Below are 25,896 nucleotides of genomic sequence, written 5' to 3'. Positions count from 1 at the left end.
CTGGTCTTTTCTCTTATTTGGACAACTGAAGGCGTTCGTTTTTACCGAACGCCGCGTAACTCGATACGATCACTTTGTCGCCGGCGGCAAGGCCCGACAGCACTTCGACCTGGCTGTTGCTGCGCCGGCCGCTGCGAATCGCGCGCCGCGTCACCGTTTCGCCGTCGGCGCCGACGACGAACACCCAGGCGCCGCCGGTCTCGTTGATGAAGGCGCCGCTTGGCAGCAGCATCGCCTTGCCCGGCTCGCCCAGCGTCACCTGCGCGTCCAGGCTCTGGCCGGGACTTAGCACCGGCGGCTGGCCGTTGGTGAACACCATCTCGAGCGTGAAGCGGCCATCCTTGATCTGCGGGTAGATCGTGCTGACGTGCGCCGCGTAGGTCTTGTCGCCCTGCTTCACGCTGGCGTGGCGGCCCACCGCCATCCGGTTCAGGTAGAACTCGTCGACCAGCGCCGACAGCTTGAAGCGGTTCGGGTCATCGATGCGGCCGATGTTCTGGTTGGTCTTGACCGTTTCGCCAATTTGCAGCCGGAAGCCCGTCAGCATGCCGTCAACCGGCGCGCGCACCGCCAGCGCGTCGACCGTCTCGTTGACCAGCAGCAGCCCCGATTGCAGGCCCTTGATTGCGCTTTGCATCTGCGCCAGCGCGTCGCCGCGCACGCGCGACTCGGTCTCTGCCGCCTCGCTTTGCTGGCGGAACGCGCGGCGCTGCTGCGCCAGCTTGTCGGCCGACTCCTCCAGGCTGACGCCGGAGATGAAGCCCTGCGCCGCCAGTTTGCTGTTCCGATCGTGCTGCTTTTCTGCCTGCGCCAGCGCGAATTCGAGGTCGGACAGGCGGCGCTGGTGATCGGTGCGGCCCGCTTCCTGCGCCACGCGCAGGTACGACAGGTTCGAGATCTGCTGCGCGTGTTCGGCCTGGCGCGCCAGCAGTTCGAGGTTGCGCTGCGGGTTCGACAGGCGAAACAGCAGCTGGCCTTTTTTCACCATCGCGCCGTCCCTGGCGAACACCTCTTCGACGCGGCCCGATTCGACCGAGTCGAGGATGACGGCGTTGAGCGGCTCGGCGCTGGCGCGCACCACCAGATCGTCGAGGAACACGCCTTGTTCGGCGCTGGCGATGCGCACGTCCTGCGCCGGCACCTGCAAGCCGCGCGGCGTGAAGTGCCAGGCGGCGTAGGCGCCGCCGGCCGCCAGCACGACGGCGGTGGCCACGCGCGCCAGCAGCGGGCCGCGCCGGCGCGGCACACGCACATCCATCGCCGCGCCGCTTCCGACAAGTTGCGCATTGAGTCGATCCATCTGCAGCTTTCCAATCGTGAGTGAGATATCCACCTATGGTGCAAGTGCCGTGCCAGCACGTTCTCGGGGCGTTTGCGGGCTGATTCGGCGCTCGATGTCCGGATCCGGACAAGCGCAGGTGTTCGGAAATGAACACTTGTTCGCCAAGGCCGAAATAGCGATGCGGCAAAAGCTGGTGTCAGGTCTGACATTCGGACATTTCCGGATAAAAATGTACGAATGTCAGACCTGACACCAGAAATTGTTTTGCTAGAATGGCTGCGACTTTACTCTGGGCTTGCACCGAATGGCAGATAACGCAGCGAGCATTCTGATTCTCGACGACGACCCCGACGTCGCCTGCGCCGCGCAGCTGCTGCTGCGCCGCCGCTACGGCAAGGTCGCGACGCTGAACGATCCGGCCGGCTTGGCCGCCGTGCTGGCTGCCGGCGTGCCCGACGTGGTGCTGCTCGACCTCAATTTCACGCCAGGCCGCATCGACGGCGCGCAAGGCCTGGCGGTGCTCGACCAGCTGCGCGCGCAATCGCGCCCGCCCGCGGTCATCGCGCTCACCGCCTACGCCGACGTGCCGCTGGCGGTCGAAGCGCTCAAGCGCGGCGCCGGCGACTTCCTCACCAAGCCGTGGGATAACGCGCAGCTGGTGGCGGCGGTCGATAACGCGCTGGCGCGGCGCGCCGCCGGCCCGTCGGCCGCCGCCGGCACCGGCTTGATGGGCGATTCTGCCGCGATGCGCGAAGTGAAAGCGATGGTGGCCAGCGTCGGCCCTACCGAAGCGAACGTGATGGTGCTCGGCGAGAACGGCGTCGGCAAGGAACTGGTGGCGCGCGCGATCCACCTGGCGTCGCGCCGCGCCGGCGCCATCTTCATGGCGATCGACATGGGGGCGCTGCCCGAATCGACGTTCGAGTCCGAATTGTTCGGCCACCGCAAGGGCGCCTTCACCGATGCCAGGGCAGAGCGCGCCGGGCGCTTCCAGGCGGCGCGCGCCGGCACGCTGTTCCTCGACGAGATCGGCAACATGCCGCTGGCCGGCCAGGCCAAGCTGCTCACCGCGCTCGAACGGCGCGAAGTGACGCCGCTCGGCGCCGACCGCGCCGAAGCCATCGATGTACGCGTCGTCAGCGCCACCAACCTGGACGAAGCGCGCCTGTACGACCCGGCCGTGTTTAGGCCCGACCTGCTGTTTCGCCTCAATACCATCGTCATTCGCATGCCGCCGCTGCGCGAGCGCCGCGACGACATCCCGGCGCTGCTGCTGCACTACCTGGCGCTGTACGAACACCAGTACCAGCGGCCGGCGCGCATGCTGGCCGACGGCGCGCTCGACCAGCTGTGCCGCTTCGACTGGCCAGGCAACGTGCGCGCCTTGCGCCACGCGTGCGAACGCGCCGTCATCCTCGGCAGCGAACTGCAGTACCGCTGCGCCGACTTCGGGCTGGGCGCCGCCCAGGCCGCGCCGGTTGCGGCGCCGGCGCTGGCGGCGGTCGACGGCCTGCACCTGGGCGCGCTCGAACGCGATACCATCGCCGCCGCGCTGGCGCAGGCACAGGGCAACATCAGCCACGCCGCCCGCATGCTGGGGGTGAGCCGCGCCGCGCTGTACCGCAAGCTCGGCAAGCATGGCATCTGAGCGACGCCTGAAGGGCGGCGTGCTGGCGGCGCTGGCGGGGCTGCTGGTGCTGGCCGCCTGCGCCGGCGCCACGCGCGATTCGCCGCGGCTGCTGGTGCTGTGCGCCTTGGCGGCGCTGCCGCTGGCCGGCCTGCTGTGGCATGCGATGAATGGCCTGGTGTCGCGCAGCGCCGTGCGCGCCGAACTGCGCGACCCGGTGCCGACCGACCAGCAAAGCCTGGTCGACAATGCGCTGGCGCTGGAAGCGCGCCTCGAGCACGCGCCGATCGCACTGTTTCGCGTCGAACCGGCCGGCACGGTGTCGCCACTGAACGCGAATGCGCGCCGGCTGGTGGCGCCCGGCCGCGCCGCCGACCCGGCCGACCTGTATCGCCAGCTGGCCGCGCAGCCGCTCGACGTGCGCGGCATGATCGGCTTCGACACCGAGCGCGGCGTCGAGCGCGCATTGGTGTCGGTGTCGGCGCTGACCTTGCACGGCAGCGCCCAGCGGCTCGCCGCGCTGATGCCGGTCGAAAGCGAACTCGAAGCCGAGGCGCTCAACGCCTGGCGCCAGCTGGTCCACGTGCTGACCCACGAAATCATGAATTCGCTTACGCCCGTGGCGTCGCTGTCGCGCACCGCATACGAACTGCTGGAGGAATTTCGCGCCGGCCTGCCCGACGACGTCAGCGCCGACCTGGTGACGGCGCTCGACGCCATCAGCCGCCGCGCCGACAGCCTGGTCGCGTTCGTCGGCAGCTACCGCAGCCTGTCGAACCTGCCGGCGCCACATCCCGAGCGGGTGAGGCTGGCCGATCTGTTCGAGCGGGTGTCGGCGCTGGTCGACCCGCTCTGGCGCGCGCGCGGCGGGCGCACCGTGTTCAGCGTCGAACCGGCCTCGCTCGAACTGATGGTCGACGCCGGGCAGCTCGAACAGGCCCTGATCAACCTGCTGAAGAATGCGTTTGAAGCGACCGCGCTGGTGGCCGGCGCCGAAGCGCAGGTGGTGGCGCGCCTTGGCCGCGGCGGCCGCCTGCGCATCGAAGTGGGCGACAACGGCGCCGGCGTGCCGGAGGCGCTGGTGGCGCATATCTTCACGCCGTTTTTCACCACCAAGAAGCAGGGCGGCGGCATCGGCCTGGCGATGGTGCGCCAGCTAATCCACGGCAATGGCGGCACCGTGCGCTACGCCAAATCGGTCAGCGCAGGCGCCCGTTTCATCGTCAGCTTCTAGCGCAGCATGTCGATGTGCTCGATGCCGTCTTCGTCGTACGGCGCACTGATCGTGACGAAACCGAAGCTGGCATAAAACGACTCGAGGTACTGCTGCGCACCGATCTTGATGCGGTGGCCCGGATGCTGGCGCTCGGCGTGAAGGATGCCGCGCGCGACCAGTTCGCGGCCGATGCCCGATCCGCGCGCCGCTTTCGAAGTGAGCACGCGGCCGAGCGACATCTCGTCGTACTTGGCGCCAGGCGCCAGGCAGCGCAGGTAGCCGGCCAGCTGGCGCTTGCCGTCGATGACGCGCCAGCCGAGCAGGTGGTGGGCGTCGAGGTCAAGGCCGTCGAAGTCGTTCCACAGGCATTCCTGCTCCAGCACGAATACATGCTGGCGCTGCGCCATCACTTCGTACACGTCATAGTTGCTTAGTTCGGCGAAAGTGCGCCACTGCCATTCTGTCATTGCGTTTCCAAATGCTTATGCCGCCGTCTCGAAACCTTCGAGCACGTTGACGACGTTGATGCCGATTTCGCCGACCGCGTAACCGCCTTCGAGCACGAACACGGTCGGCATGCCGAGGTGGGCGATGCGTTCGCCGACGCGTAGAAAATCGGCGCTTTGCAACGCGAAGTGCGACAGCGGGTCGCCGGCGAAGGTGTCGACGCCGAGCGACACCACCAGCGCGTCAGGCCGATAGCTTGCCAGCTTGAGGCATGCCGTCTCCAGGGCGGCGAACCATTGGGCGCTGCTCGATCCGGCCGGCAGCGGCAGGTTCATGTTGCAGCCGGCGCCGGCGCCTTCGCCCGTTTCGTCGGCGTGGCCGAGATAGAACGGGAATTCGGTGCGCGGGTCGGCGTGGATCGACGCAAACAGCACGTCGCCGCGGCCGTAGAAGATGCTCTGGGTGCCGTTGCCGTGATGGTAGTCGATGTCGAGGATGCCGACCCGCTTGGCGCCGTCGTCGAGCAGGTGCTGGGCCGCCAGCGCGGCGTTGTTGAGGAAGCAGTAGCCGCCGAAGAAATCGGCGCCGGCATGGTGGCCGGGCGGGCGCGTCAGCGCGAAGGTGCCGCGCTCGCCCAGGCGCAGCGCGTGCGCCGCATTGACGGCGCAGTCGGCGCCGGTCTTGGCGGCGACCCAGGTGCCGGCCGTCAGCGGCGTGCCGCTGTCCATCGAGTACAGGCCCATGCGGGCGGTGAAGTTGTCCGGTTCGACGTCGGCGCGCAGGCCGCGGATAGGCCACACCGATGGGAACGCGTCCTTGCCGGCGTTGGCCGGATCGAGCGCGACCCAGTCGTTCCAGGCGCCGCGCAGGAAGTGCAGGTAGCGCGGCGTGTGGATGCGCTCGAGCGACACCAGCGGTACGCCATGCGGCGTGACGATCTGGCCCAGGCCCCGGCGCCCCAGTTCGGCCACGACCATGTCGGCGCGTTCCGGTTTTTCGAAGCAGGGCGTCAGCTCGCCGCGGAACATCTCGAAGCGGCCGCGGTGCTGCGCATGGTGTTCGTTATAGAAGGTGAGCACGGGACTCCTCGCCGGGTTTCAATGGACCTTGTCAGTCACCGCACAGTGTACTTGAGTTGTAGGCGGCGACGAAGTCGTCGAAGCCTGGCCCCGGCGCCTGTTCGATCGCGGCCTGCTCGGCCAGCGACGCCTGCGCCATCTCGTCGAACATGCGCATTTCGGCCGGCATCAGCGCGCCCTCGCGGAAGTAGGCCGCATGCAGCTCGCTCTGGCGCAGGCCGAACGCGCTGGACGATCCGATCGCGCGCACTTCGTCGAGAACGCGCGCCGAGGGCGTGCGCGCCGGGTTGTCGATCTTGGCCTGCTGCGCCGCCAGCGACGCGGCATGCACGCCGCCGTCGTTGTGCTGGTCGTCGAGCAGCGCGGCGACCGGGCGAATGCGCTCGATCAGTTCACTGGCCCATGCCTGCAGGCCGATTTCTTCATCGCCGCGCGTGAGCAGCAGGCCGGGACGGCGCCCTTCCTTGACGGTGCGGGCGAAATTGCGTGCGTGGACCGCGCTTTCGACGACGTTGATCGCCGGGCTCTCGTCGAGCGCGCAGAACAGCAGGAAGGCGTCGAGGAAGCGCCCGGTTTCGAGGCTGATGCCGACCGGCTCGAACGGATCGACGTCGAGGCAGCGCACTTCGATGTACTGAACGCCGCGCTTGCACAGCGCCTGGATCGGCCGCTCGCCGGTGCGGATCACGCGCTTTGGCCGGATCGTCGAATAGTATTCGTTCTCGATCTGCAGCACGTTGGTCGACAGCTGGATCCACTCGCCGTCCTTCTTGGTGCCCAGTTCCTGATACGGCGCGTACGGCCGGTTGACCGCGTCCATCAAGGTGGTGACGTAACTTTCCAGACTGTTCTCGTGCGGCGTCAGGCCGGACTGCGCGTCGTTCTGGTAACCGAGGTCGCTCATGCGCAGGCTGGTGGCGTACGGCAGGTACAAGGTGTCGTCCGACAGCGTGTCGAGCTTGTGCTGGCGGCCGCGCAAGAAACCCTTCGACAGCGCCGGCGAGGCGCCGAACAGGTACATCAGCAGCCAGCTGTAGCGGCGGAAGTTGCGGATCAGGGCGATGTAGCTTTCGGACTGGAAGTCGCGCAGCCCGCGGCGCCGCTCTTCGGCGATGCCTTCGCTGGCCAGCAGCAGCTGCCACAGCTTTTCCGGCAGCGAGTAGTTGTAGTGGATGCCGGCGATGCACTGCATCGCTTTGCCATAGCGCAGCGCCAGGCCGCGCCGGTACACGTGCTTGAGCATGCCGATGTTGGAGGTGCCGTAGTTGGCGATTTCGATCGCGTCTTCACCCGGCAGCTCGCACGGCATCGATTCGCTCCACAGCATCTCGTCGCCCAGCTTGGTGTAGGCGTAGCGGTGGATCGCGTCGAGCTTGTGCAAGGTCAGGCCGATGTCATGCTCGGCCGGCGTGATGAATTCGAGCAGCGCTTCGGCGTAGTCGGTGGTGATCTGCGGATGGGTCAGGGCCGAGCCGAGTTGTCGCGGGTGCGCGGTGCGCGCCAGCAGGCCTTGCGGGTCGACGCGCAGCGTCTCCCTTTCGATGCCGCGCAGGCCCTCGGCGAGCAGCGCGCGGTGCGCATCGTCGTCCAGCAGGGCCAGGCGGCGGGTCAGTTGGTTCGGCACGGTGAATCCTTTCTTGTCCTGCATAGCGTGTACGGCTCAATAATTGGTGCAGAGATTAACCGAAAATCGCCATCTTCGCCCGGCGGCGCCGAAAAACGGGGGCGCCCCGGGCAGCGCGCCGCTAACCGGCCGGCGCCGTTTTCGGCGCCGCCACGCCATCGCGCGCGCTGGCGCGGATCCAGCGTTCGACCTGCTGCTCGAGGATGGTCAGCGGCAGCGCGCCGTTGTCGAGTATCGCGCCGTGAAAGCGCCGCAGGTCGAACTTCGGCCCCAGCGCCGCCTGCGCCTTGTCGCGCAGCGCCTTGATGCGCAACTGGCCGATCTTGTACGCCAGCGCCTGGCCGGGCGCTGCAATGTAGCCGTCCACTTCGATCTCGTTGTCGGACGCCGCATTGGCAGTGGTGGCTGCCAGGTAGTCGATCGCCTGCTGGCGGCTCCAGCCAAGCGCGTGGATGCCGGTGTCGGCCACCAGCCGCGCCGCCCGCAGCAGGTCGGCGTTCAGGTGGCCGAAGGCGGAAAACGGCTCGGCAAAAAAGCCCAGCTCGGGCCCCAGGCTCTCGGCGTACAGCGCCCAGCCCTCGCCGAACGCCGGGTACCAGCCGAAGCGCCTGAACTCGGGCAGCTCGGCCAGTTCGTGGGCGCGCGCGACCTGCAGGTGGTGGCCCGGCACGCCTTCGTGCAGCGCCAGTGTTTCGGTTTCCCACAGCGCGCGCGTTGCCAGCCGTGCGGTGTTGATGACCAGCGCGGCCGGCCGGCCGTCGACCGCCGCTTCATAGTAGGCGGCGCCCTGGTAGTCGGCGCCGGCTTCCTGCGCCGGCTTGACGCCGAGCGGTTCGGCGGGCCGGCTGTCGAACAGCCGCGGCAAGCCGGCGCTGGCGCGCGCCACCAGCCGGCGGTAGCGCGCCAGCAGCTGCTCAGGGGTGCTGTAGAACAGCCGCGGATCGCTGTTGGCAAACGCCGCAAACTGGCGGAACGTGCCGCGAAAGCCGGTGCGGGCGATCGCCACGCGCATCTCGGCGCCGATACGCGCCACTTCCTTCAGGCCCAGTTTGTGGATGGCGGCCGCGCTCATGTCGGTGCCGGTATTGTCGGTGATGGTGAACTGGTAGTAGTCGGCGCCGCCGGGCAGGCTGCTGGCGGCGATCGTGTCGCGCGCGGCCGGCAGGTATTCGGTGCGCACGAAGTCTTCCAGTTTTTGCAGCGCCGGCGCCGCCCTGGTGCGCAGCGCGGCCGGACCGGCGGCGGCCAGTTCGTCGCGCACCGGCTTGGCGATGGCGCCGGGGATGGCGCGAAACGGCAGGCTTGATGGTCCCGCGGCCAGGCTTTCGCGCAGCCGGCGCAGCATCGCCGGCAGCGCGCGCAGCGCCGGTTTGGGCGTCGACCAGCCGCTTCTCAGCGCTTCGCGCATCTGCTCGATCAGGCCGTCGACGTGGGCCGGCAGCGCATCGATGCGCGACAGGTAGTTGCGGTAGTCGGCCTCGGTGGCGAACGGCATCTGCGCGACCAGGCGCGCAAACGTCAGGTGGATGCCGTCCTGCGCGCTGAGCGGGTGCAGGCGGTAGGGGTAGAAGGCGGCAGCTTTCAGCGCGCGCTCCTTTTGTTCGACGAACAGCTCGTACGACAGCTGGTTCTGGCCGGTCAGGCGTTCGCGTCCGATCGCGCGCGCCTGCTCGAGCATCTTGCGTACGTGCGCGGTGGCGGCGCGGCTGGCGGCCAGCGTGGTGTCGGACAGGGCGGCGTCGTAGCGGTTGTCGCCGACGGTGGTGGCGAATTCGGGATTGTTTTGCATGCGCCATTGCCAGTCGGCGGCGAACATGGCGCGCGCCTGCTGGTCCGCGCTGTCCGCGGCCCAGGCCTGCCCGGGCGGCGCGAACATCAGGACACAGATGGCGAACAGTCTACGCATGGGTCATTCTAGCAAAACCGGCCAGCGCGCAGCGCCGGGTTGACGCCGATTACGCTGCCGGCGCCCGGCCGCCCGAGACGCGTTCGATGCCGGACAGGTCGCGCCAGCTTTGCACCTCGGTGTAGCCGTCGGCCAACAGGGCGCGCACCGCCGCCGCCTGGTCATGGCCGTGTTCGAGCAGCAGCCAGCCGCCGGCGGCCAGGTGCGCCGCGGCGCCGGCGACGATGGTGCGCAGCGCCGACAGGCCGTCGGCGTGGTCGGTCAGCGCCGCTGCCGGCTCGAAGCGCAAATCGCCTTGCGACAGATGGACGTCGCCGCTGGCGATGTAGGGGGGATTGGACGCGATCAGGTCGAACGTCTGGCCCCCCAGCGCGGCGTACCAGTCGCTGTGCAGGAAGCGCACCTGCGCGCCGTTGGCGGCGGCGTTGGCGCGCGCGACGTCGAGCGCGGCGGCGCTGGCGTCGAGCGCGCTGACGCGGGCGTCGGGCCGGCCATGGGCGATGGCCACCGCGATGGCGCCGCTGCCGGTGCCCATGTCGAGCAGCGCGGCGCCAGGGGCGAGCCGTTCGAGCGCCAGTTCGACCAGCAGTTCGGTATCCGGACGCGGGATCAGCACCGCGTCGTTGACGCTGAAGTCGAGGCCGTAAAACTCGCGTTTGCCGACGATGTAGGCGATCGGTTCGCCCAGCTGGCGGCGCGCCAGCAGCGCGGCCAGCGCCGCGCCTTCAGCTGCGGTAAGCGTGCGGTGCGACTGGGTGATCAGGCCGACGCGGGTAAGGCCCAGCGCGTGGCACAGCAGGATGCGGTTTTCCAGCGCATCGAGCGGCAGCGCCGCCTGCGCCGCGCTAACCGTGGCGCCGGCCAGGTTCATGCGCGGCGGCGCAACAGCAGATACGCCAGCGCGCCGGCCAGCAGCACGAACCAGACCGCGGACCACTGCGGGATCGACAGGCCGAGCAGGGTGTCGCGCGCGTCTTCGCACAGCCCGTCGGCCTGGAACAGCCACGGCAGCATGGTGGCGGTGGGGATCTTGTTGAGCATCGTCTCCATCGGGTCGATGCCGCACGACAGGCCGGGATGGGCCAGCACCCACAGGTGCTTGCCGACCACGCCAAGGCCGCCGAGGGCGCCTAGCAGCCCAAGGCCGGCGCCGAGGCGCGGCTTGCCGCCGTACGCGCCGAGCGCGCAGCACAGCGCGATGGCGAGGAACAGGTAGCGCTGGATCACGCACAGGGGGCAGGGCAGCAGGTTTTGCACGTGCTGCAGGTACAGAGCGACGCCGATCAGGGCGAGGCAGACGGAGGCGATGGCAAGCAGCAGGCTACGGGATGTGATCATGGTCTTCGGTTTGGCGTTGAGGGCAGTGGTGATTTTCGCATACAACCACGATAGGCTTAGTCGCCCAGCGCGGCCAGCAGTTCGGCCTGGTGCTCGGCGGCGAGGGCATTGGTCAGGTCGGTCAGCTCGCCGTCCATGATGAAATCGAGCTTGTAGAGCGTCAGGTTGATGCGGTGGTCGGTCATGCGGCCCTGCGGGAAGTTGTAGGTGCGGATACGCTCGCTGCGGTCGCCCGAGCCGATCAGGCTCTTGCGGGTGGCCGCTTCCTTCGACTGCTGTTCGCGCAGTTGCACGTCCTTGATACGCGCGGCCAGCACCTTCAGCGCCGAGGCCTTGTTCTTGTGCTGGCTGCGGTCGTCCTGGCACTCGACCACGATACCGGTCGGCAGGTGGGTGATGCGCACCGCTGAATCGGTCTTGTTGATGTGCTGCCCGCCGGCGCCGGAGGCGCGGTAGGTGTCGATGCGCAGGTCGGCCGGGTTGATGTTGACGTCTTCGACTTCATCGGCCTCCGGCATCACCGCCACCGTGCACGCCGAGGTGTGGATGCGGCCTTGCGTTTCGGTGGCCGGCACGCGCTGCACGCGGTGGCCGCCCGACTCGAACTTGAGCTTGGAGTAGGCGCCGTTGCCGACCAGGCGCACGATCACTTCGCGGTAGCCGCCCAGGTCCGAGGCCGATTCCGACACCATCTCGACCTGCCAGCGATTGCGCTCGGCAAAGCGGGTGTACATGCGCAGCAGGTCGCCGGCGAACAGCGCCGACTCGTCGCCGCCGGTGCCGGCGCGGATCTCGAGGAAGATGTTGCGATCGTCGTTGACGTCCTTCGGCAGCAGCATCTTCTGCAGCTCGGACTCGAGCTGGGCCTGGCGCGCGCGCGCGGCCTCGATTTCCTCCTGCGCGAAGTCCTTCATGTCCGGGTCGGCCAGCATGTCCTGCGCTTCGGCGAGGTCGGCGCCGGCAGCCTGGAACTGGTGGTACAGCGCCACCAGCGGGCCGATCTCGGCGTGCTCGCGCGTCATTTTGCGGTAGCTGTCCATGTTCGACGTCGCGCCTTCGGTCATCAACAGTTCGTCGAGTTCGACCAGGCGGTTGGCCAGTTGGTCCAGCTTGGCCAGCATCGATGGTTTCATAGGAGTGCCTTGAACGGGAATGGGGAACGACAGGGGAACGACGGGAGGACCGCGCGGGCGGTCGGTGGTGCGGGAGGGACGCTAACGGCGGCCGCGGAACAGCTGCGGCAGCAGCGCGGCCAGGCGGGCGCGCTCGTCGCCCTGGGCGCGGTGCAGCGCCTGCTGCGGGCCGTGCAGGAACTTGGCGGTCAGCCCTTTCGACAGCGCGTCGAGTACCGCATCGACGTCGTCGCCGCGCGCCAGCATCTTGCGCGCGCGTTCGAGTTCGAACAGGCGCATCGCCTCGCTCGATTCGTGCAGGTCCTGGATCACCGGCACCACCGCGCGGTCGCCGACCCAGTGCATGAAGGACTGCACGCGCGTGTCGATGATCGCTTCGGCCTGCGCCACCGCGGCCTGGCGGCTTTCGAGGCCGGTCTGCACCACCTGGCCGAGATCGTCGACGGTGTACAGGAAGACGTCGTCGAGGCGCGCCACTTCCGGTTCGATGTCGCGCGGCACCGCCAGGTCGACCATGAACATCGGCTTGTGGCGGCGCGCCTTGATCGCGCGCTCGACCAGACCGAGGCCGATCAGCGGCAGCGACGACGCCGTGCACGAGATGACGATGTCGAACTGGCCCAGCTGCTCGGGCAGCGCCGCCAGCGTGATGGCGCGGCCGTTGAAGCGCTCGGCGAGCGTCTCGCCGCGCTCCATGGTGCGGTTCGCAACCGTGATCGATTTCGGGTTGTGCGCGGCGAAGTGGGTGGCGCACAGTTCGATCATTTCTCCGGCGCCGATGAACAGCACGTTCTGGTCGGAGATCTTGTCGAAGATGCGCTGCGACAGGCGCACCGCGGCGGCGGCCATCGACACGCTGTGCGCGCCGATCGCGGTGGTGCTGCGCACTTCCTTGGCCACCGAAAAACTGCGCTGGAACATCTGGTGCAGGTAGGTGCCGAGGCCGCCCGCCTCGTCGGCGTGGCGCACCGCGTCCTTCATCTGGCCGAGGATCTGCGGCTCGCCCAGCACCATCGAGTCGAGCCCGGAGGCGACGCGGAAGGCGTGGCGCACGGCCTGGTCCTGCGGCAGCATGTACAGGTGCGGGCGCAGTTCGGCAACGCTCAGCTGGTGGTAATCGGCCAGGAAGCAGGCGCTCGCCTCGAGCGGATTGGGCGCGTGGCTGGCGGCGTACATCTCGGTGCGGTTGCAGGTCGACAGGATCGCCGCTTCGTCGCCGCCTTGCTGGTCGATGCGGGCGAACCAGCCGCGCGCCGCCTGCACCGCCTGGCCGAGCTGGTCAGGCGCCAGCGCCAGTTGCTCGCGTAGCGAGACCGGTGCGGTGGTGTGGTTCAGGCCGACGGCGATCAGTTGCATGTTGGTGCAGGTGGGGGAATCAAGCCGACATTATAACTTGTCTGGGGTCTGACCCTGTGGGGTCGGACCCCGGTGTTGACGTTGCGGAATAGCCAACATCGGTTTGCGAACGCCAACAACGCCGGAGTCAGACCCTAACAGAAGAACCCGGTCGGACCCCTTGTCTGGCGCTACGCGCCCATCTTTTCGAGGCGGTAGCCGTAGCTGTAGACGGGCACCAGCCGAAAGCCGTTTTCGGGCCGCAGCTGCAGCTTGTTGCGCACCCGCGACACGTGGGTGTCCATTGTGCGCGACGGCAGCGCCGTTTCGCGGATCCATACCGCTTCGTGGATGTAGGCGCGCGACAGCGGCCGGCCGATGTTGCGAAAGAACAGCAGGGCCAGGTAGAACTCCTTGTGGGTGACGTCGATCACCGAGCCGTCCATCAGCAGTCGCCCTGGCCGCGTCTCGAACACGTACTGGCCGAATTGCAGCTGCTCGGCGCCGTTTTGCGACGGATAGGCGCGCCGCAGCAGCGCCTGCACGCGCGCCAGCAACTCGCCGCGGCGCACGGGCTTGATCATGTAGTCGTCGGCGCCGGCGCCGATGCCGGCAACGATGTCGTCTTCGCCCGAGTTGCCGGTGACGAACATCATCGGCGTGTGCGCCGGCAGTTTTTCCTTGGCGCGCCGCAGGATTTCGGCGCCGGACAGGTCATTGACATGCCAATCGAGAATCAGCATGTCGAAGCTGTCTTTCTTGAGCAGGCCGAGCATGTCCTTGCCGTTGTCGAAAGCTTGGCAAGCATGCCCGGCCCCTGTCAGCACTTGGCAGATCAGGTCGGCCTGGCTACGATCGTTGTCGAGGACGGCTATTCTCATGGGTGCGGGCTATCGGCAGGATGTTGAGCGATTTTGTAGGACCGAACCTACATACGCTAATGAATAGTTACCTGAAATATTACAGACATTTACAAAGCAATGCTACAAAAATAGCAAGATTTTTCCGTTTGCCAGAGCCCGCCCTACCGTGCAATTCATTAAACAATAACAAGGTACACTGGAAAAAGCCCGATATCAATGGGCCTGTAGCGGCGGGCAAAAATCACAATAGGAGAGGGCGATGGCAGAAGCGCTGGCAACCGACTGGGGCGCAATTCCCGGTAACGATAAAGAGATCGCACTGGTGCGCGAGCGTTGCCGCCGGCTGGTGCGCAAGCGCGCGACGATGGCGGCCGGCTTTTCGGCCGTGCCGGTGCCGGGCCTGGACGTGGTGTCGGACCTGTCGCTGTTTTCCCGCCTGGTCGACGAGGTCAACGACGCCTTCGGCCTCACGCAACAGCAGGTCGAGCGGCTGCAGCCGAAGTTTCGGCTGATGGCGTACGAAGCGGCCGTCGGCGTCGGCGGCATGCTGGTCGGCCGCCTGGTCACGCGCGAACTGCTGCTGAAGGTGTTCAGGATGGTCGGCGTCAGGATCGCCAGCAAGACCGCGGCCAAGCTGGTGCCGATCGCCGGCTCGGTGATTTCGGCGGCGATCGGCTTCGCCATGTTCAGGAAGCTCGGTTACCAGCACGTCGAAGCGTGCGCCCGGGTGGCCGACCAGCTGCAGGTCGCCCGCCCGGCGTAACGCCGCCGCCCGGCAGATCAGGCGTCCGGCAGCACCACGTTGACCTCGAGGACCTCGAGGTTGCCCTGGCGGTCGAGCGAGAGCTTGATGTTGTCGGCGCTGACCTTGGTGTACTTCGAGATCACCTCGATCAGCTCGCGGTGCAGGGCCGGCAGGAAATCCGGCCCGGCCCGGCCGTTGCGTTCGCGCGCGATGATGATCTGCAGACGTTCCTTGGCTGCGGTCGCGGTTTTCGCCTTGGGGGGGAACAGGAAAGAAAGCAGCGCCATATCACTTCGTCCCAAAGATACGCTGCAGGAATCCTGGCTTTTCATAGCTGGTAAACCGCAGCGGCAGGTCGGCGCCAAGGAAGCGCGAAACCACGTCTTCGTATGCCTCGGCCACGTCGGTGCCCTTGAAATGGATCGCCGGATTGCCCTGGTTCGAAGCGTGCAGTACCGATTCCGATTCCGGAATGATGCCGATCAGCGGGATGCGCAGGATTTCCTGCACGTCCTGGTACGACAGCATCTCGTCGTTCTCCACCCGTTTCGGCGAATACCGCGTGATCAGGAGGTGCTCCTTGACCGGCTCGGCGCCGGTCTGGGCGCGGCGCGACTTGGCCTGGATGATGCCGAGGATGCGGTCCGAATCGCGCACCGACGACACTTCCGGGTTGGTCACGATGATCGCTTCGTCGGCGAACGTCAGCGCCATCAGGGCGCCGTGCTCGATGCCGGCGGGCGAATCGCAGACGATGTACTCGAAGCCCATGTTGATCAGGTCGTGCAGCACCCGCTCGACGCCTTCTTCCGACAGCGCGTCCTTGTCGCGCGTTTGCGAAGCGGGCAGGATGAACAGGTTCTCGCAGTGCTTGTCCTTGATCAGCGCCTGGTTCAGGGTCGCTTCGCCGTTGACGACGTTGATCAGGTCATACACGACGCGCCGCTCGCAACCCATGATCAGGTCGAGGTTGCGCAGGCCGACGTCGAAGTCGAGCACCGCGGTCTTGTGGCCGCGGCTCGCCAGGCCGGTGGAAAAGCTGGCGCTGGAGGTGGTCTTGCCGACGCCGCCCTTGCCGGATGTCACAACAATAATTCGTGCCACTTATAGGTCCTTTGAAGTGTTGGGAGATAAGGCTCGAGTCATTAGGCTCGGGAAGCCGGACTGAGCGATAGTATATCGATTCGGTCCCCCACCAATCGGATTTGCGCCGGCTGGCGCGCCATCTCGGGCGGGAAGCCGTCGTCGAAGGTGCGGTACACGCCGGCTATCGAAACGAGCTCGGGCTGCATGGACAGCGCGAAGATGCGCGCCTCGGCATTGCCCGAAGCGCCAGCGAGCGCGCGCCCGTTCAGCGGTGCATAAATATGGATGCTGCCGTCGGCGATCACTTCGGCGCCGTTGTTGACGGCGGCGGTGATGATCAGGTCGCAGCCGCGCGCATAGATGCGCTGGCCGGCGCGCACCGGGGTGTCGATGATCATTGCGCCGGGCGACATGACTGCGGTGGCCGGCGCCGGCACTGGCGCTGCGCCTGGCGCCGGCGCGGCGGTCACGGCCGGCGCGCTCGCCGGAGCGTCGTCGGCGCGCGGCTTGGCGCCGCTGCTGCCGTCGTCGAGCGACAGGCCGCGCGCGCGGATGGCGTCGGCCATGGCCGGGGTGGCGCCGCGCACGGCGACCGCGTTCAGGCGATATTTCTTGAGCAGGTCGACCAGCGCGCGCCAGTCGATCGGCGCGGCGCCTTCGGCAATCGCGCCGACGTCGATGACGGCAAATTCATCGTCAAAAAAGTCCGACACGCCACCGGTCATTTGCTTCAAGGCAGCGTCGATGGCCAGCGGGTCGGCCGAGTGAAGGATCGCCGAGATGGCGACGACAGTGGAAATCTTGATTTCGATAGGCAGTTTGGAACTTTTTTGCATAGACCGAGTTCGTGAGAGTTGGGCAGGTGTCGCCCAATTGCTGCAGGCCCGTGCATTCTACTGTGAAAATTGCCGGAGGGGGAGTGTTTGCAGGGTGGTTCCTCCTGGCAACAAACCCTAGGGCCGCTTGGCTCGCCGCAAGGTTGGCGCACGCGCCGATGAACTGCGGCGCGAAATTTGGGCCTAACGATAAAGACGGCTATCCTTTCGTAAATAAGCTGATAAGATTGATCGTGCTCAGATTCCGACATCAATCGGAAACAACCATGGATCCTTTGCCGCTTCGGGCGCTCCTTGTTTTCGATGACTGCAGCAACGGCGGCGCGCCGACCTGGCGCGCGCCGATGCCGGAGCTGCCGCCGCCGGCTATTCCCGGCGCCGCGGCGCACCGGCCAGCCTTGCCGGACGTGTAGCGGCGGCGCCTGTCGCAACAGGGCTGAACGCCGACTTGACAACCACACTGGCCTTTTGCGCCAGCAACACTCGGAGATTCACATGGAAGAAGTCGTAATCGTGGCCGCAGGCCGCACCGCCGTCGGCAAGTTTGGCGGCACCCTGGCGAAGATCCCGGCCGTCGAGCTGGGCGCGCAAGTGATCAAGACGCTGCTCGAACGCATCGGCGTCGATCCGGGCACCGTCGACGAAGTCATCATGGGCCAGGTGCTCGCCGCCGGCGCCGGCCAGAACCCGGCGCGCCAGGCCAGCATCAAGGCCGGCGTGCCGAACACGGTGCCGGCGATGACCATCAACAAGGTCTGCGGCAGCGGCCTGAAGGCGACCCACCTGGCGGCCCAGGCCATCATGTGCGGCGACGCCTCGATCGTCGTCGCCGGCGGCCAGGAAAACATGAGCGCCTCGCCGCACGTGCTGCCCAATTCGCGCGACGGCATCCGCATGGGCGACGGCAAGCTGGTCGACACCATGATCACCGACGGCCTGTGGGATGCATTCAACCAGTATCACATGGGCGTCACGGCCGAGAACGTCGCCAGGAAATACGACGTCTCGCGCGCCGACCAGGACGCGTTCGCGCTGGCATCGCAGCAAAAGGCCGAAGTTGCCCAGAAAGAAGGCAAGTTCAAGGATGAAATCATCGCCGTCGAGATCCCGAGCAAGAAGGGCGCCGTGATGTTCGATACCGACGAGTATCCGAAGCACGGCAGCACGCTCGAGGCGCTGTCGTCGCTGCGCCCGGCTTTCAACAAGGAAGGCAGCGTCACCGCCGGCAATGCATCGGGCCTGAACGACGGCGCCGCCGCGGTCGTCATGATGTCGGCGTCGAAGGCGAAGGAGCTGGGCCTCAAGCCGCTGGCGCGCATCAAGGCGTACTCGTCGGCCGGCATCGATCCGTCCATCATGGGCATGGGCCCGGTCTCGGCCACCCGGCTGTGTCTCAAAAAGGCCGGCTGGACCCACGAACAGGTCGACCTGATGGAAATTAACGAAGCGTTCGCCGCCCAGGCAGTTGCGGTCAACAAGGAAATGGGCTGGGACACCAGCAAGATCAACGTCAACGGCGGCGCCATTGCGCTCGGCCACCCGATCGGCGCATCCGGCGCGCGCGTGCTGGTGACATTGATCCACGAAATGATCCGGCGCGACGCCAAGAAGGGACTGGCCAGCCTGTGCATCGGTGGCGGCATGGGCGTCGCGTTGGCAATCGAGCGGGATTGATACCCGACTTTTTTAGCAGCAAGAAGTTACAACGGAGGAGACAAAAATGGCTAGAGTTGCATTAGTGACCGGCGGTATGGGCGGTCTGGGCGAAGCGGTGTGCATCAAACTGGCCGCGCTCGGCTACACGGTCGTGACGACTTATTCGCCAGGCAGCACCAAGGTGCAGGGCTGGCTGGCCTCGACGCGCGACATGGGCTTCGATTTCAAGGCCTATGAGTGCGACGTCGCCGACTACGATTCGTCGGCCGCGTGCGTGGCGAAGATCGTTGCCGAAGTCGGCGAAGTCGATGTGCTGGTCAACAACGCCGGCATCACGCGCGACATGACGTTCAAGAAAATGGACAAGGCGAACTGGGACGCGGTGATGCGCACCGACCTCGACTCCGTTTTCAACATGACCAAGCCGATCTGCGATGGCATGGTCGAGCGCGGCTGGGGACGGATCATCAACATCTCGTCCGTCAACGGCCAGAAGGGCGCCTTCGGCCAGACCAACTACTCGGCCGCCAAGGCCGGCATGCACGGCTTTACCAAGGCGCTCGCGCTGGAAGTGGCGCGCAAGGGCGTTACCGTCAACACCATCTCGCCAGGCTACATCGGCACCAAGATGGTGATGGCGATTCCGCAGGAGGTGCTCGACACCAAGATCATCCCGCAAATTCCGATGGCGCGTCTGGGCAAGCCGGAAGAAGTGGCCGGCCTGGTCGCCTACCTGTCGTCGGACGAGGCGGCATTCGTCACCGGCGCCAACATCGCCATCAACGGCGGCCAGCACATGTCGTAAGCGCAAACGGAGGCGTTGACTGCACCACGTCGTCCCCGTTCCGCGGGGACGACGTCATTTTGGCCTGGCATTGTTCTTCTTAGTGAGGCAAGCATGGCGCTCAGTGCCAAACCCTACCTGCGCGACATCTCGATGCGCGACGACGACGACATCGACACCGCTCGCTATCCCTTCAACATCCCCGCGGTGCGCGACATGAAAACGCTGTCGTTCCACCCGGACGTGACGTTTTTCGTCGGCGAGAACGGCGCCGGCAAGTCGACCATGCTCGAGGCGATCGCGGTGGCGATGGGCCTGCCGGCCGAAGGCGGCTCGCGCAACGTCTCGCGCCCGCAGCAGGAAGTGTCGCCGCTGCAGCGCGTGCTGCGCCTGTCGAAAGGCTACAAGACGCCGCGCTGGTCGTACTTTCTGCGTGCCGAGAGCGCGTTCGATGTCATCAGCTATATCGACGAGACATGGACGGATTCAATGCGGCCGCCCCCGGTGTCGCTGCACAAAAGTTCGCACGGCGAAGCGTTCATGCAGCTGCTGCTCGACCTCGGCCCCGACGGCTTCTACCTGCTCGACGAACCCGAAGCGGCGCTCTCGCCGAACCGCCAGCTGGCGGCGCTGTCGGCCATCGACCAGCTGGTCAAGCGCGGCTCGCAATTTATCATCGCCACCCATTCGCCTATTCTGCTGGCCTACCCAAACGCTAAAATCATGGTGTTCGACCGGGCCGGCCTGTCCGAGGTCGCCTACGAGGACACCGAACACTACGCGGTCACCCGCGATTTCCTCAACCATTACCAACGGCGCATCGAGCAGCTGCTCGGCGACGACGAGGACGACGAATGAACTCACTGCCCCACGGCGGCCTGGCGCTGGCGGCACTCGACGAACAGCTGCTGCAGCCCGGCGTGAAAGGGCTGCCGATCACGGCGCCGCTGCGCCAGGGCGCGCTCGGCGTACAAGGCTGGAACGTGCTGCGCGGCGACACCAGCTTCCCGGTCGCGCTGCTGAAGGCGTCGGCGCTGCGCCACAATCTCGACTGGATGCGGCGCTTCTGCGCGCAGTACGGCGTCACCCTCGCGCCGCACGGCAAGACGACCATGAGCCCGCAGCTGTTCGGCGCCCAGCTGGCCAACGGCGCCTGGGGCATCACGCTCGCGTCCAGCACCCAGGTCCAGGTCGCGCACCGCTTCGGCGTGCGCCGCGTGCTGCTGGCCAACCAGCTGGTCGCGCGCGCCGACATCAACAGCGTGCTGCAGCTGATGCACGACGATCCGGCGTTCGAGTTTTTCGCGCTGGTCGATTCCATCGCCGGCGTCGAGCGCCTGGCCGCGGCGCTGGCCGACCATCCACTGGCGCGCCCGCTGCCGCTGCTGGTCGAACTGGGCCTGGCGGGCAAGCGCGCCGGCTGCCGCACCGACGCCGAAGCCATGGCGGTGGCGCGCGCGGTGGCCGCAGCGCCCAACCTGCAGCTGGCCGGCATCGAGGGATACGAGGGCTTGCTGGTGTCGGACCAGCGCGACGACGACCTGCGCGCGGTGAACGGCTTCATCGGGCGCCTGGCCGCGCTGGCCCGCGCCTGTGACCAGGAGCGCCTGTTCGGCGGCGCCCAGATCCTGCTGTCGGCCGGCGGCTCCGGCTACTTCGACCTGGTCGCGCGCGGCTTGGCCGGCATCGAAGGCATGTCGCGTCCAGTAATGGCGGTACTGCGCAGTGGCTGCTACCTGACGTCCGATCACGGCTCCTACCTGCGCCAGATCGGCCAGCTCGATGTCCGCGAGGAAGGCCACGCGGCGCTTGGCGGCGCGGCGCTGCAGCCGGCGCTGGAAGTGTGGAGCGTGGTGCAGTCGCGCCCGGAACCGGGCCTGGCCATCCTCGGCATGGGCAAGCGCGACGCCTCGTACGACATCGAGCTGCCGATTCCGCTGGCGTGGCATCGACCCGGACCCGGCGCGCCCGAGCTGCTGCCGGCCGGCTGCGCCATCGTCAAGATGAACGACCAGCATGCGTACCTGCAGCTGAGCGCCGGCTTCGATCTGGAAGTGGGCGACCTGGTCGGCTGCGGCATTTCGCATCCGTGCACCACGTTCGACAAATGGCCGCTGCTGCTGGCGGTGGACGACGACTACGCCGTGCGCTACGCGATCAATACCTTCTTCTGAGTGCTGGCCGGCAGGGTACAATCGCGGCTCCACCATGATGAGAAACGCCATGCACGAGAGCCCGCCATCGCTGTTCCCGCCGATCCTGCCGAACCGGCACGGCATGCTCGACGTCGACCCGCTGCACAGCATCTACTGGGAAGAAGTCGGCAATCCCGACGGCGTGCCGGTGCTGTTCCTGCACGGCGGCCCGGGCGCCGGCCTGTCGCCCCAGCACCGCCGCTTCTTCGATCCGCAGCACTACCGCGTGATTCTGTTCGACCAGCGCGGCGCCGGCAAGTCGACGCCGCTGGGCGAATGGCGCAACAACACCACCGAGTTGCTGATCGAGGACATTGAAACGCTGCGCGTCAAATTCGGCATCGACCAGTGGCTCGTGTTCGGCGGCTCGTGGGGCTCGACGCTGGCGCTGGCATACGGCCAGGCGCATCCGCAGCGCTGCCTCGGCTTCGTCTTGCGCGGCATTTTCCTCTGCACCGCCGCCGAGATCGACTTCTTCCTCAACGGCGTGCAGTCCTTCTATCCCGAGCTGTACGACGCCTTCATCGCGCCGATTCCCGAAGCCGAACGCGGCGACCTGCTCAAGGCCTACACCACGCGCATGCTGTGCGACGACCCGGCGCGCTACTGGCCGGCGGCGCGCGCCTGGAGCCGCTTCGAGGGAAGCCGCGTGTTCCTGCTGCCGCAGCCGGAAGACCCGGTGTCGGACACGCTCGACCTGGGCGTCGGCCGGCTCGAGTCGCACTACATGACCCACCTCGGTTTTCTCGACGAGGGCCAGCTGTTGCGCGACGTCGGCCGCATCGCGCATCTGCCGGCGGTGATCGTGCAGGGACGCTACGACGTCATCTGCCCGCCGGTGTCGGCCTACCGGCTGCACCAGCGCTGGCCGGGATCGCTGCTGCGCATGATTCCGGACGCCGGCCACGGCGCGCTCGAAACCGGCATCGCGCAGGCGCTGGTGGCGGCCACCGAGCAGTTCAAGCGGCTGGGTCGATTCGAATGAATATTCAGATCAGCGATATCGGCCACGTGATCCAGCTGGCCATTGCGCCAGTATTCCTGCTGACCGGCGTGGCCACCAAGCTGACGGTGCTGACGAACCGGCTGGCGCGCATCATCGACCGCTCGCGCGTGCTCGAAGACCGGCTCGAGGTCGGCCACGACAACCAGTACACGGCCGAACTCGACATCCTGTACGTCCGCGCGCACCTGATCAACACCGCCATCACGCTGTCGACCGCCTGCGGGCTGCTGATCTGCGTCGTCATCGCGCTGCTGTTCCTGGGCGACACCACCAGCCTGCCGCTCGACCGCTATATCGCCGCCGGTTTCGTGCTGGCGATGGTGGCGCTGATCGGCAGCTTCTGCTTCCTGCTGCGCGAGATCTTCATCGCCTCCAAACACATGCGCATCGCCCACGTCGCGCGCCGCGCGCGGGGCCGCTGAGCGCGCCCACACCATTACCGGATCAATTCACACCATGCACGACTACAAACGCCCACCAACCCTCCACCGCTACGGCCAGCGCGCCGAACTCGAACTGGCGCTGCGCGAAGGCCAGTTCCGCCTGGTGCCGGCCAATCCCTTCATGACGCTGTCGTTTTCGACCGTGTGGGACAAGTCGCTGTTCGACCTGCTCGGCCAGGCCGACAGCTGCCTGGTCATTCATAACACCGACGCATTCGGCGAGATGCTGCACCGCGCGGTGCAGAAAGTGCTGCCCACCTGGGCCGGCATCGACGGCGAAGTCGAATACGGCGTGCGCGCCGCGCTCGGCTCGGCATTCACCAAGTCGAGCGCCGAAGCGCACGAACACGAGTGGCAGTTCGCCTGGCGTCCAATGGCGCCGCAAAGCAGGATGAATCCGCTGACCATCAAGATCGGCAGCATCGAGTCGTTCGCCGAACTGCGCGAGCGCGATAGCTATCAGGCGTAAGGCCGCGACGGGTTGTCTAGTCGGTGCGGTCGAGGCGCTGCAGCACGGCGGCCATCATCTTTTCGATATCGCCGCGGATCAGGTTTGAGTCGAGCATGCCCGGAACATAGAACTTCGGCGCCAGCGTGCCGCTGTACAGAACCCGCGTGCCGCCGGTGTGCGCCACCGGCACCAGCTGCCAGGTGCACCGGTACACCCGCATGTCGCCTTCCACCAGGCTGATGTCGATCTGCGTGATCGGCTGCTCGCGCACCTGCACCACCAGGCGGATCTCGCGCCGCAAAAACAGCAGCCGCGCTTCGCCGAGCTGCTCGACGACCACCTCGTCGCCGCTGCGCGAGATCACCCGCGCGCGGCGCAGGTCGGGCACGAATTCGGCCATGCGCTCGTAGTCGGTCAGGATGCGCCACACCGCCGCCGGCGACGCCGCCACTTCGCCGCGCGCGCTGATCTGGTAGACCTTGCCGTCGGCGCCATCAACCCGCTCGACGCTGACGTCGAGCGCCGGCCGCGCCAGCGCCGGCAGCGCGGCAGCCATCATCAGGCAAAAGCAGAGTCGGGCGATCATGGCCTTAGACTACGGTAAAACCTTGCGGCTGACAAGCGTGCGCCGGTGTCATCGGCGTCAACAACACCGGGGTCTGACCCGGAAAACGGGTCAGACCCCTCGGCCGACCCCTCGGCGAGCGTGGCGGCTTGTCGAAACGATAAATTAGAAGCCGGCGTCTACGGAAGTGGGTTTTAATGCCGATGTGCCGCGCAGCCGCGCGGCGCCCCCTTTTGAAGCGCCATGACCGCCACTTACCCGCACCTGCTCGCCCCGCTCGACCTTGGTTTCACCACGCTGCGCAACCGCGTCATCATGGGCTCGATGCACACCGGGCTGGAAGACCGCTTCTACAATTACGGCAAGCTGGCCGCGTTCTATCGCGAGCGCGCCCGCGGCGGCGTCGCTCTGATCGTCACCGGCGGTATCTCGCCGAACATGCAGGGCTGGCTGCTGCCGTTCGGCGGCACCCTCAACTTCGCCGGCGACGTCCTCAATCACCGCCGCGTCACGCGCGCCGTGCACGAGGAAGGCGGCAAGATACTGATGCAGATCCTGCACGCCGGCCGTTACGGCTATCAGCCGATGGTGGTGTCGGCGTCCGGCGTGAAGTCGCCGATCTCGCCGTTCAAGCCGCGCGCGCTGACTGAACGCGGCATCGCCAAAACCATCGCCGCCTACGCGCGCTGCGCCAGGCTGGCCAAACAGGCAGGCTACGACGGCGTCGAAGTGATGGGCAGCGAAGGCTACCTGCTCAACCAGTTCCTGTGCGCGCGCACCAACCAGCGCCAGGACGAGTGGGGCGGCAGCATCGAAAACCGCATGCGCCTGCCGGTGGAAATCGTCAAGCGCATCCGCGCCAAGGTCGGCCCCGACTTCATCATCATGTACCGCCATTCGCTGCTCGACCTGGTCGACGGCGGCAATACATGGGACGAAGTGGTCGCCGTCGCCCGCGCGCTCGAGCAGGCCGGCGTCACCATCCTCAACACCGGCTTCGGCTGGCACGAGGCGCGCGTGCCGACCATCGTCACGTCCGTGCCGCGCGGCGCCTTTGCCAGCGTCGCCGGCCGCCTGCGCCGCGTAGTGACGATCCCGGTGGTGGCGTCGAACCGCATCAACATGCCGGCCGACGCCGAGGACATCCTCGCGCGCGGCGACGCCGACATGGTCTCGATGGCGCGCCCGTTCCTGGCCGACCCCGAGTTCGTCGCCAAGGCCGCCGCCGGCCGTGCCGACGAAATCAATACCTGCATCGGCTGCAACCAGGCCTGCCTCGACCACACCTTCGCCAACAAGCGCGCCAGCTGCCTGGTCAACCCGCGCGCCTGCCACGAGACGGAGCTGGTGTATGCGAAGACGTCCGCGCCGAAGAAGGTGGCCGTGGTCGGCGCCGGCCCGGCCGGGCTGTCGGCGGCGACGGTGGCGGCCGAATGCGGCCACGACGTCACGCTGTTCGACGGCAGCGACAGCATCGGCGGCCAGTTCAGAATCGCCATGCAAATCCCCGGCAAGGAAGAATTCAGCGAGACGATCCGCTACTTCGCCCGCAAGCTCGAACTGCTCGGCGTGAAGCTGCGCCTCGGCCAGCGCGTCACCCGCGAACAGCTGCTGAGGGGCGGCTTCGATGACGTCATCGTGGCGACCGGCATCAAGGTGCGCATGCCGCCGATCGAAGGGATCAAGCATCCCAAGGTGTTGTCGTACGTCGACGTGCTGCGGCATAAGGCGCCGGTCGGCAAGCGCGTGGCGATCATCGGCGCCGGCGGCATCGGCTTCGACGTCGGCGAATACCTGCTGCACGATCCGTCGCACCCTTTGCCGGTGCCGATCGCCGAGTGGACGCGCGAGTGGGGCGTCGACCTGGCCGCAACCACCAAGGGCGGGCTGGTTAAGCCGGCCGATCCGGCGCCGGTGCGCCAGCTGTACCTGATGCAGCGCAAGGCATCGAAGCTTGGCGCCGGCCTTGGCAAGACCAGCGGCTGGGTACACCGCGCCACCTTGCAGCGCAATGGCGTGGTGATGATGGCGGGGGTGCAATACGACCGCATCGACGACGAAGGGCTGCATGTCACCGTCGGCGGCGAGCGCAAGGTGATCGAGGTGGACAACGTGGTGATCTGCGCGGGACAGGACAGCCTGACGGAACTGATGCCGGCGGAAGGGGAGAGCGGCGGGCCGCGTTTCCACAAGATTGGCGGGGCGGCACTGGCAGCGGAGCTGGATGCGAAGCGGGCGATCAGGGAAGGTGCCGAACTGGCGGTGAGCTTGTGAAGTGC

Annotated in this window: 26 protein-coding genes; 12 read left to right on the top strand and 14 right to left on the bottom strand. The window is 67.0% G+C overall.

Features of this window, described 5'->3' with window-relative positions; translation table 11 throughout:
• Nucleotides 1-13 precede the first annotated feature (13 nt).
• Entirely contained in the window at nt 14-1,300 is a 1,287-nt protein-coding gene (locus ACP7DD_RS02970) for an efflux RND transporter periplasmic adaptor subunit (RefSeq protein ID WP_426173217.1), read from the bottom strand.
• A 286-nt stretch (nt 1,301-1,586) separates the two neighbouring features.
• Here ACP7DD_RS02970 and ACP7DD_RS02965 point away from each other — a divergent pair, with 286 nt between their 5' ends.
• On the top strand, nt 1,587-2,930 hold the full coding sequence (locus ACP7DD_RS02965; RefSeq protein WP_426173216.1) for a sigma-54-dependent transcriptional regulator: 1,344 nt from the start codon (nt 1,587-1,589) through the stop codon (nt 2,928-2,930).
• Entirely contained in the window at nt 2,920-4,143 is a 1,224-nt protein-coding gene (locus tag ACP7DD_RS02960; RefSeq protein WP_426173215.1) for a sensor histidine kinase, read from the top strand. Before ACP7DD_RS02965 ends, ACP7DD_RS02960 begins: the two co-directional genes overlap by 11 nt.
• On the opposite strand, the gene ACP7DD_RS02955 is transcribed toward ACP7DD_RS02960, so the two are convergent.
• From ACP7DD_RS02955 to ACP7DD_RS02915, 9 genes are all read right to left on the bottom strand, one after another.
• Entirely contained in the window at nt 4,140-4,592 is a 453-nt protein-coding gene (locus ACP7DD_RS02955; RefSeq protein ID WP_426173214.1) for a GNAT family N-acetyltransferase, read from the bottom strand. The genes ACP7DD_RS02960 and ACP7DD_RS02955 overlap by 4 nt on opposite strands.
• Before the next feature lie 15 nt (nt 4,593-4,607).
• A complete protein-coding gene (locus tag ACP7DD_RS02950; RefSeq protein ID WP_426173213.1) occupies nt 4,608-5,651 on the bottom strand; it encodes a histone deacetylase family protein in 1,044 nt (347 codons plus the stop codon).
• 31 nt (nt 5,652-5,682) lie between these two features.
• The gene (gshA, locus tag ACP7DD_RS02945; protein ID WP_426173212.1) at nt 5,683-7,275 is read right to left on the bottom strand and encodes a glutamate--cysteine ligase; all 1,593 of its coding nucleotides are present in this window, start codon (nt 7,273-7,275) and stop codon (nt 5,683-5,685) included.
• Nucleotides 7,276-7,396: 121 nt separating this feature from the next.
• Complete coding sequence (locus tag ACP7DD_RS02940) at nt 7,397-9,181, bottom strand: DUF885 domain-containing protein (RefSeq protein ID WP_426173211.1); 1,785 nt, start codon at nt 9,179-9,181, stop codon at nt 7,397-7,399.
• 49 nt (nt 9,182-9,230) lie between these two features.
• Entirely contained in the window at nt 9,231-10,052 is an 822-nt protein-coding gene (gene prmC / locus ACP7DD_RS02935) for a peptide chain release factor N(5)-glutamine methyltransferase (RefSeq protein ID WP_426173210.1), read from the bottom strand.
• The gene (locus ACP7DD_RS02930; protein WP_426173209.1) at nt 10,049-10,519 is read right to left on the bottom strand and encodes a disulfide bond formation protein B; all 471 of its coding nucleotides are present in this window, start codon (nt 10,517-10,519) and stop codon (nt 10,049-10,051) included. The genes prmC and ACP7DD_RS02930 overlap by 4 nt, the downstream gene beginning before the upstream one ends.
• A 56-nt stretch (nt 10,520-10,575) precedes the next feature.
• A complete protein-coding gene (gene prfA / locus ACP7DD_RS02925) occupies nt 10,576-11,652 on the bottom strand; it encodes a peptide chain release factor 1 (protein ID WP_426173208.1) in 1,077 nt (358 codons plus the stop codon).
• Nucleotides 11,653-11,733: 81 nt separating this feature from the next.
• Entirely contained in the window at nt 11,734-13,008 is a 1,275-nt protein-coding gene (hemA, locus tag ACP7DD_RS02920) for a glutamyl-tRNA reductase (RefSeq protein WP_426173207.1), read from the bottom strand.
• A gap of 170 nt (nt 13,009-13,178) precedes the next feature.
• Nucleotides 13,179-13,868 carry a response regulator transcription factor gene (locus tag ACP7DD_RS02915; RefSeq protein WP_426173206.1) on the bottom strand — a complete coding sequence of 230 codons (690 nt, stop codon included), beginning with the start codon at nt 13,866-13,868 and terminating at the stop codon, nt 13,179-13,181.
• Nucleotides 13,869-14,109: 241 nt separating this feature from the next.
• Between ACP7DD_RS02915 and ACP7DD_RS02910 the strand changes: the two genes are divergently transcribed.
• Nucleotides 14,110-14,613 (top strand): hypothetical protein, encoded by a 504-nt coding sequence (locus ACP7DD_RS02910; RefSeq protein WP_426173205.1) that lies wholly within the window; start codon nt 14,110-14,112, stop codon nt 14,611-14,613.
• 17 nt (nt 14,614-14,630) lie between these two features.
• On the opposite strand, the gene minE is transcribed toward ACP7DD_RS02910, so the two are convergent.
• Genes minE through minC form a run of 3 tightly spaced genes read right to left on the bottom strand, consistent with a single transcriptional unit; the run spans nt 14,631 to nt 16,517 of the window.
• Complete coding sequence (minE, locus tag ACP7DD_RS02905; protein WP_133113936.1) at nt 14,631-14,882, bottom strand: cell division topological specificity factor MinE; 252 nt, start codon at nt 14,880-14,882, stop codon at nt 14,631-14,633.
• A gap of 1 nt (nt 14,883) precedes the next feature.
• Entirely contained in the window at nt 14,884-15,699 is an 816-nt protein-coding gene (gene minD / locus ACP7DD_RS02900; protein ID WP_099786742.1) for a septum site-determining protein MinD, read from the bottom strand.
• Nucleotides 15,700-15,740: 41 nt separating this feature from the next.
• Nucleotides 15,741-16,517, bottom strand: coding sequence for a septum site-determining protein MinC (gene minC / locus ACP7DD_RS02895; RefSeq protein ID WP_426173204.1), 777 nt, complete (start codon nt 16,515-16,517; stop codon nt 15,741-15,743).
• A 266-nt stretch (nt 16,518-16,783) separates the two neighbouring features.
• On the opposite strand from minC, the gene ACP7DD_RS02890 reads away from it, so the two are divergent.
• The 8 genes from ACP7DD_RS02890 to ACP7DD_RS02855 all read left to right on the top strand — a co-directional run bounded on the left by ACP7DD_RS02890 (nt 16,784) and on the right by ACP7DD_RS02855 (nt 23,070).
• Nucleotides 16,784-16,930 carry a hypothetical protein gene (locus ACP7DD_RS02890; RefSeq protein WP_426173203.1) on the top strand — a complete coding sequence of 49 codons (147 nt, stop codon included), beginning with the start codon at nt 16,784-16,786 and terminating at the stop codon, nt 16,928-16,930.
• An 82-nt stretch (nt 16,931-17,012) separates the two neighbouring features.
• Nucleotides 17,013-18,191 (top strand): acetyl-CoA C-acetyltransferase, encoded by a 1,179-nt coding sequence (locus ACP7DD_RS02885; protein ID WP_426173202.1) that lies wholly within the window; start codon nt 17,013-17,015, stop codon nt 18,189-18,191.
• Nucleotides 18,192-18,237: 46 nt separating this feature from the next.
• Nucleotides 18,238-18,978 carry an acetoacetyl-CoA reductase gene (phbB, locus tag ACP7DD_RS02880; protein ID WP_426173201.1) on the top strand — a complete coding sequence of 247 codons (741 nt, stop codon included), beginning with the start codon at nt 18,238-18,240 and terminating at the stop codon, nt 18,976-18,978.
• A gap of 93 nt (nt 18,979-19,071) precedes the next feature.
• On the top strand, nt 19,072-19,815 hold the full coding sequence (locus ACP7DD_RS02875; RefSeq protein WP_426173200.1) for an AAA family ATPase: 744 nt from the start codon (nt 19,072-19,074) through the stop codon (nt 19,813-19,815).
• Entirely contained in the window at nt 19,812-21,131 is a 1,320-nt protein-coding gene (locus ACP7DD_RS02870) for an amino acid deaminase (protein ID WP_426173199.1), read from the top strand. The genes ACP7DD_RS02875 and ACP7DD_RS02870 overlap by 4 nt, the downstream gene beginning before the upstream one ends.
• Before the next feature lie 49 nt (nt 21,132-21,180).
• Nucleotides 21,181-22,137: a prolyl aminopeptidase gene (gene pip / locus ACP7DD_RS02865; protein WP_426173198.1), complete on the top strand. Its 957-nt coding sequence runs from the start codon at nt 21,181-21,183 to the stop codon at nt 22,135-22,137.
• The gene (locus ACP7DD_RS02860) at nt 22,134-22,580 is read left to right on the top strand and encodes a DUF2721 domain-containing protein (RefSeq protein WP_426173197.1); all 447 of its coding nucleotides are present in this window, start codon (nt 22,134-22,136) and stop codon (nt 22,578-22,580) included. Before pip ends, ACP7DD_RS02860 begins: the two co-directional genes overlap by 4 nt.
• Before the next feature lie 34 nt (nt 22,581-22,614).
• Nucleotides 22,615-23,070 carry a hypothetical protein gene (locus ACP7DD_RS02855; protein ID WP_426173196.1) on the top strand — a complete coding sequence of 152 codons (456 nt, stop codon included), beginning with the start codon at nt 22,615-22,617 and terminating at the stop codon, nt 23,068-23,070.
• A gap of 16 nt (nt 23,071-23,086) precedes the next feature.
• On the opposite strand, the gene ACP7DD_RS02850 is transcribed toward ACP7DD_RS02855, so the two are convergent.
• On the bottom strand, nt 23,087-23,638 hold the full coding sequence (locus ACP7DD_RS02850; protein ID WP_426173195.1) for an SRPBCC family protein: 552 nt from the start codon (nt 23,636-23,638) through the stop codon (nt 23,087-23,089).
• 222 nt (nt 23,639-23,860) lie between these two features.
• On the opposite strand from ACP7DD_RS02850, the gene ACP7DD_RS02845 reads away from it, so the two are divergent.
• Entirely contained in the window at nt 23,861-25,891 is a 2,031-nt protein-coding gene (locus ACP7DD_RS02845; RefSeq protein ID WP_426173194.1) for an FAD-dependent oxidoreductase, read from the top strand.
• The last annotated feature ends 5 nt before the right edge of the window (nt 25,892-25,896 follow it).

It is taken from the genome of Massilia sp. TWR1-2-2, from assembly GCF_049897565.1.
Classification (GTDB): Bacteria; Pseudomonadota; Gammaproteobacteria; order Burkholderiales; family Burkholderiaceae_D; genus JAFCUW01.
Note: the sequence above shows the minus strand (reverse complement) of the source record. Positions and strands in the feature narration are given on the sequence as shown.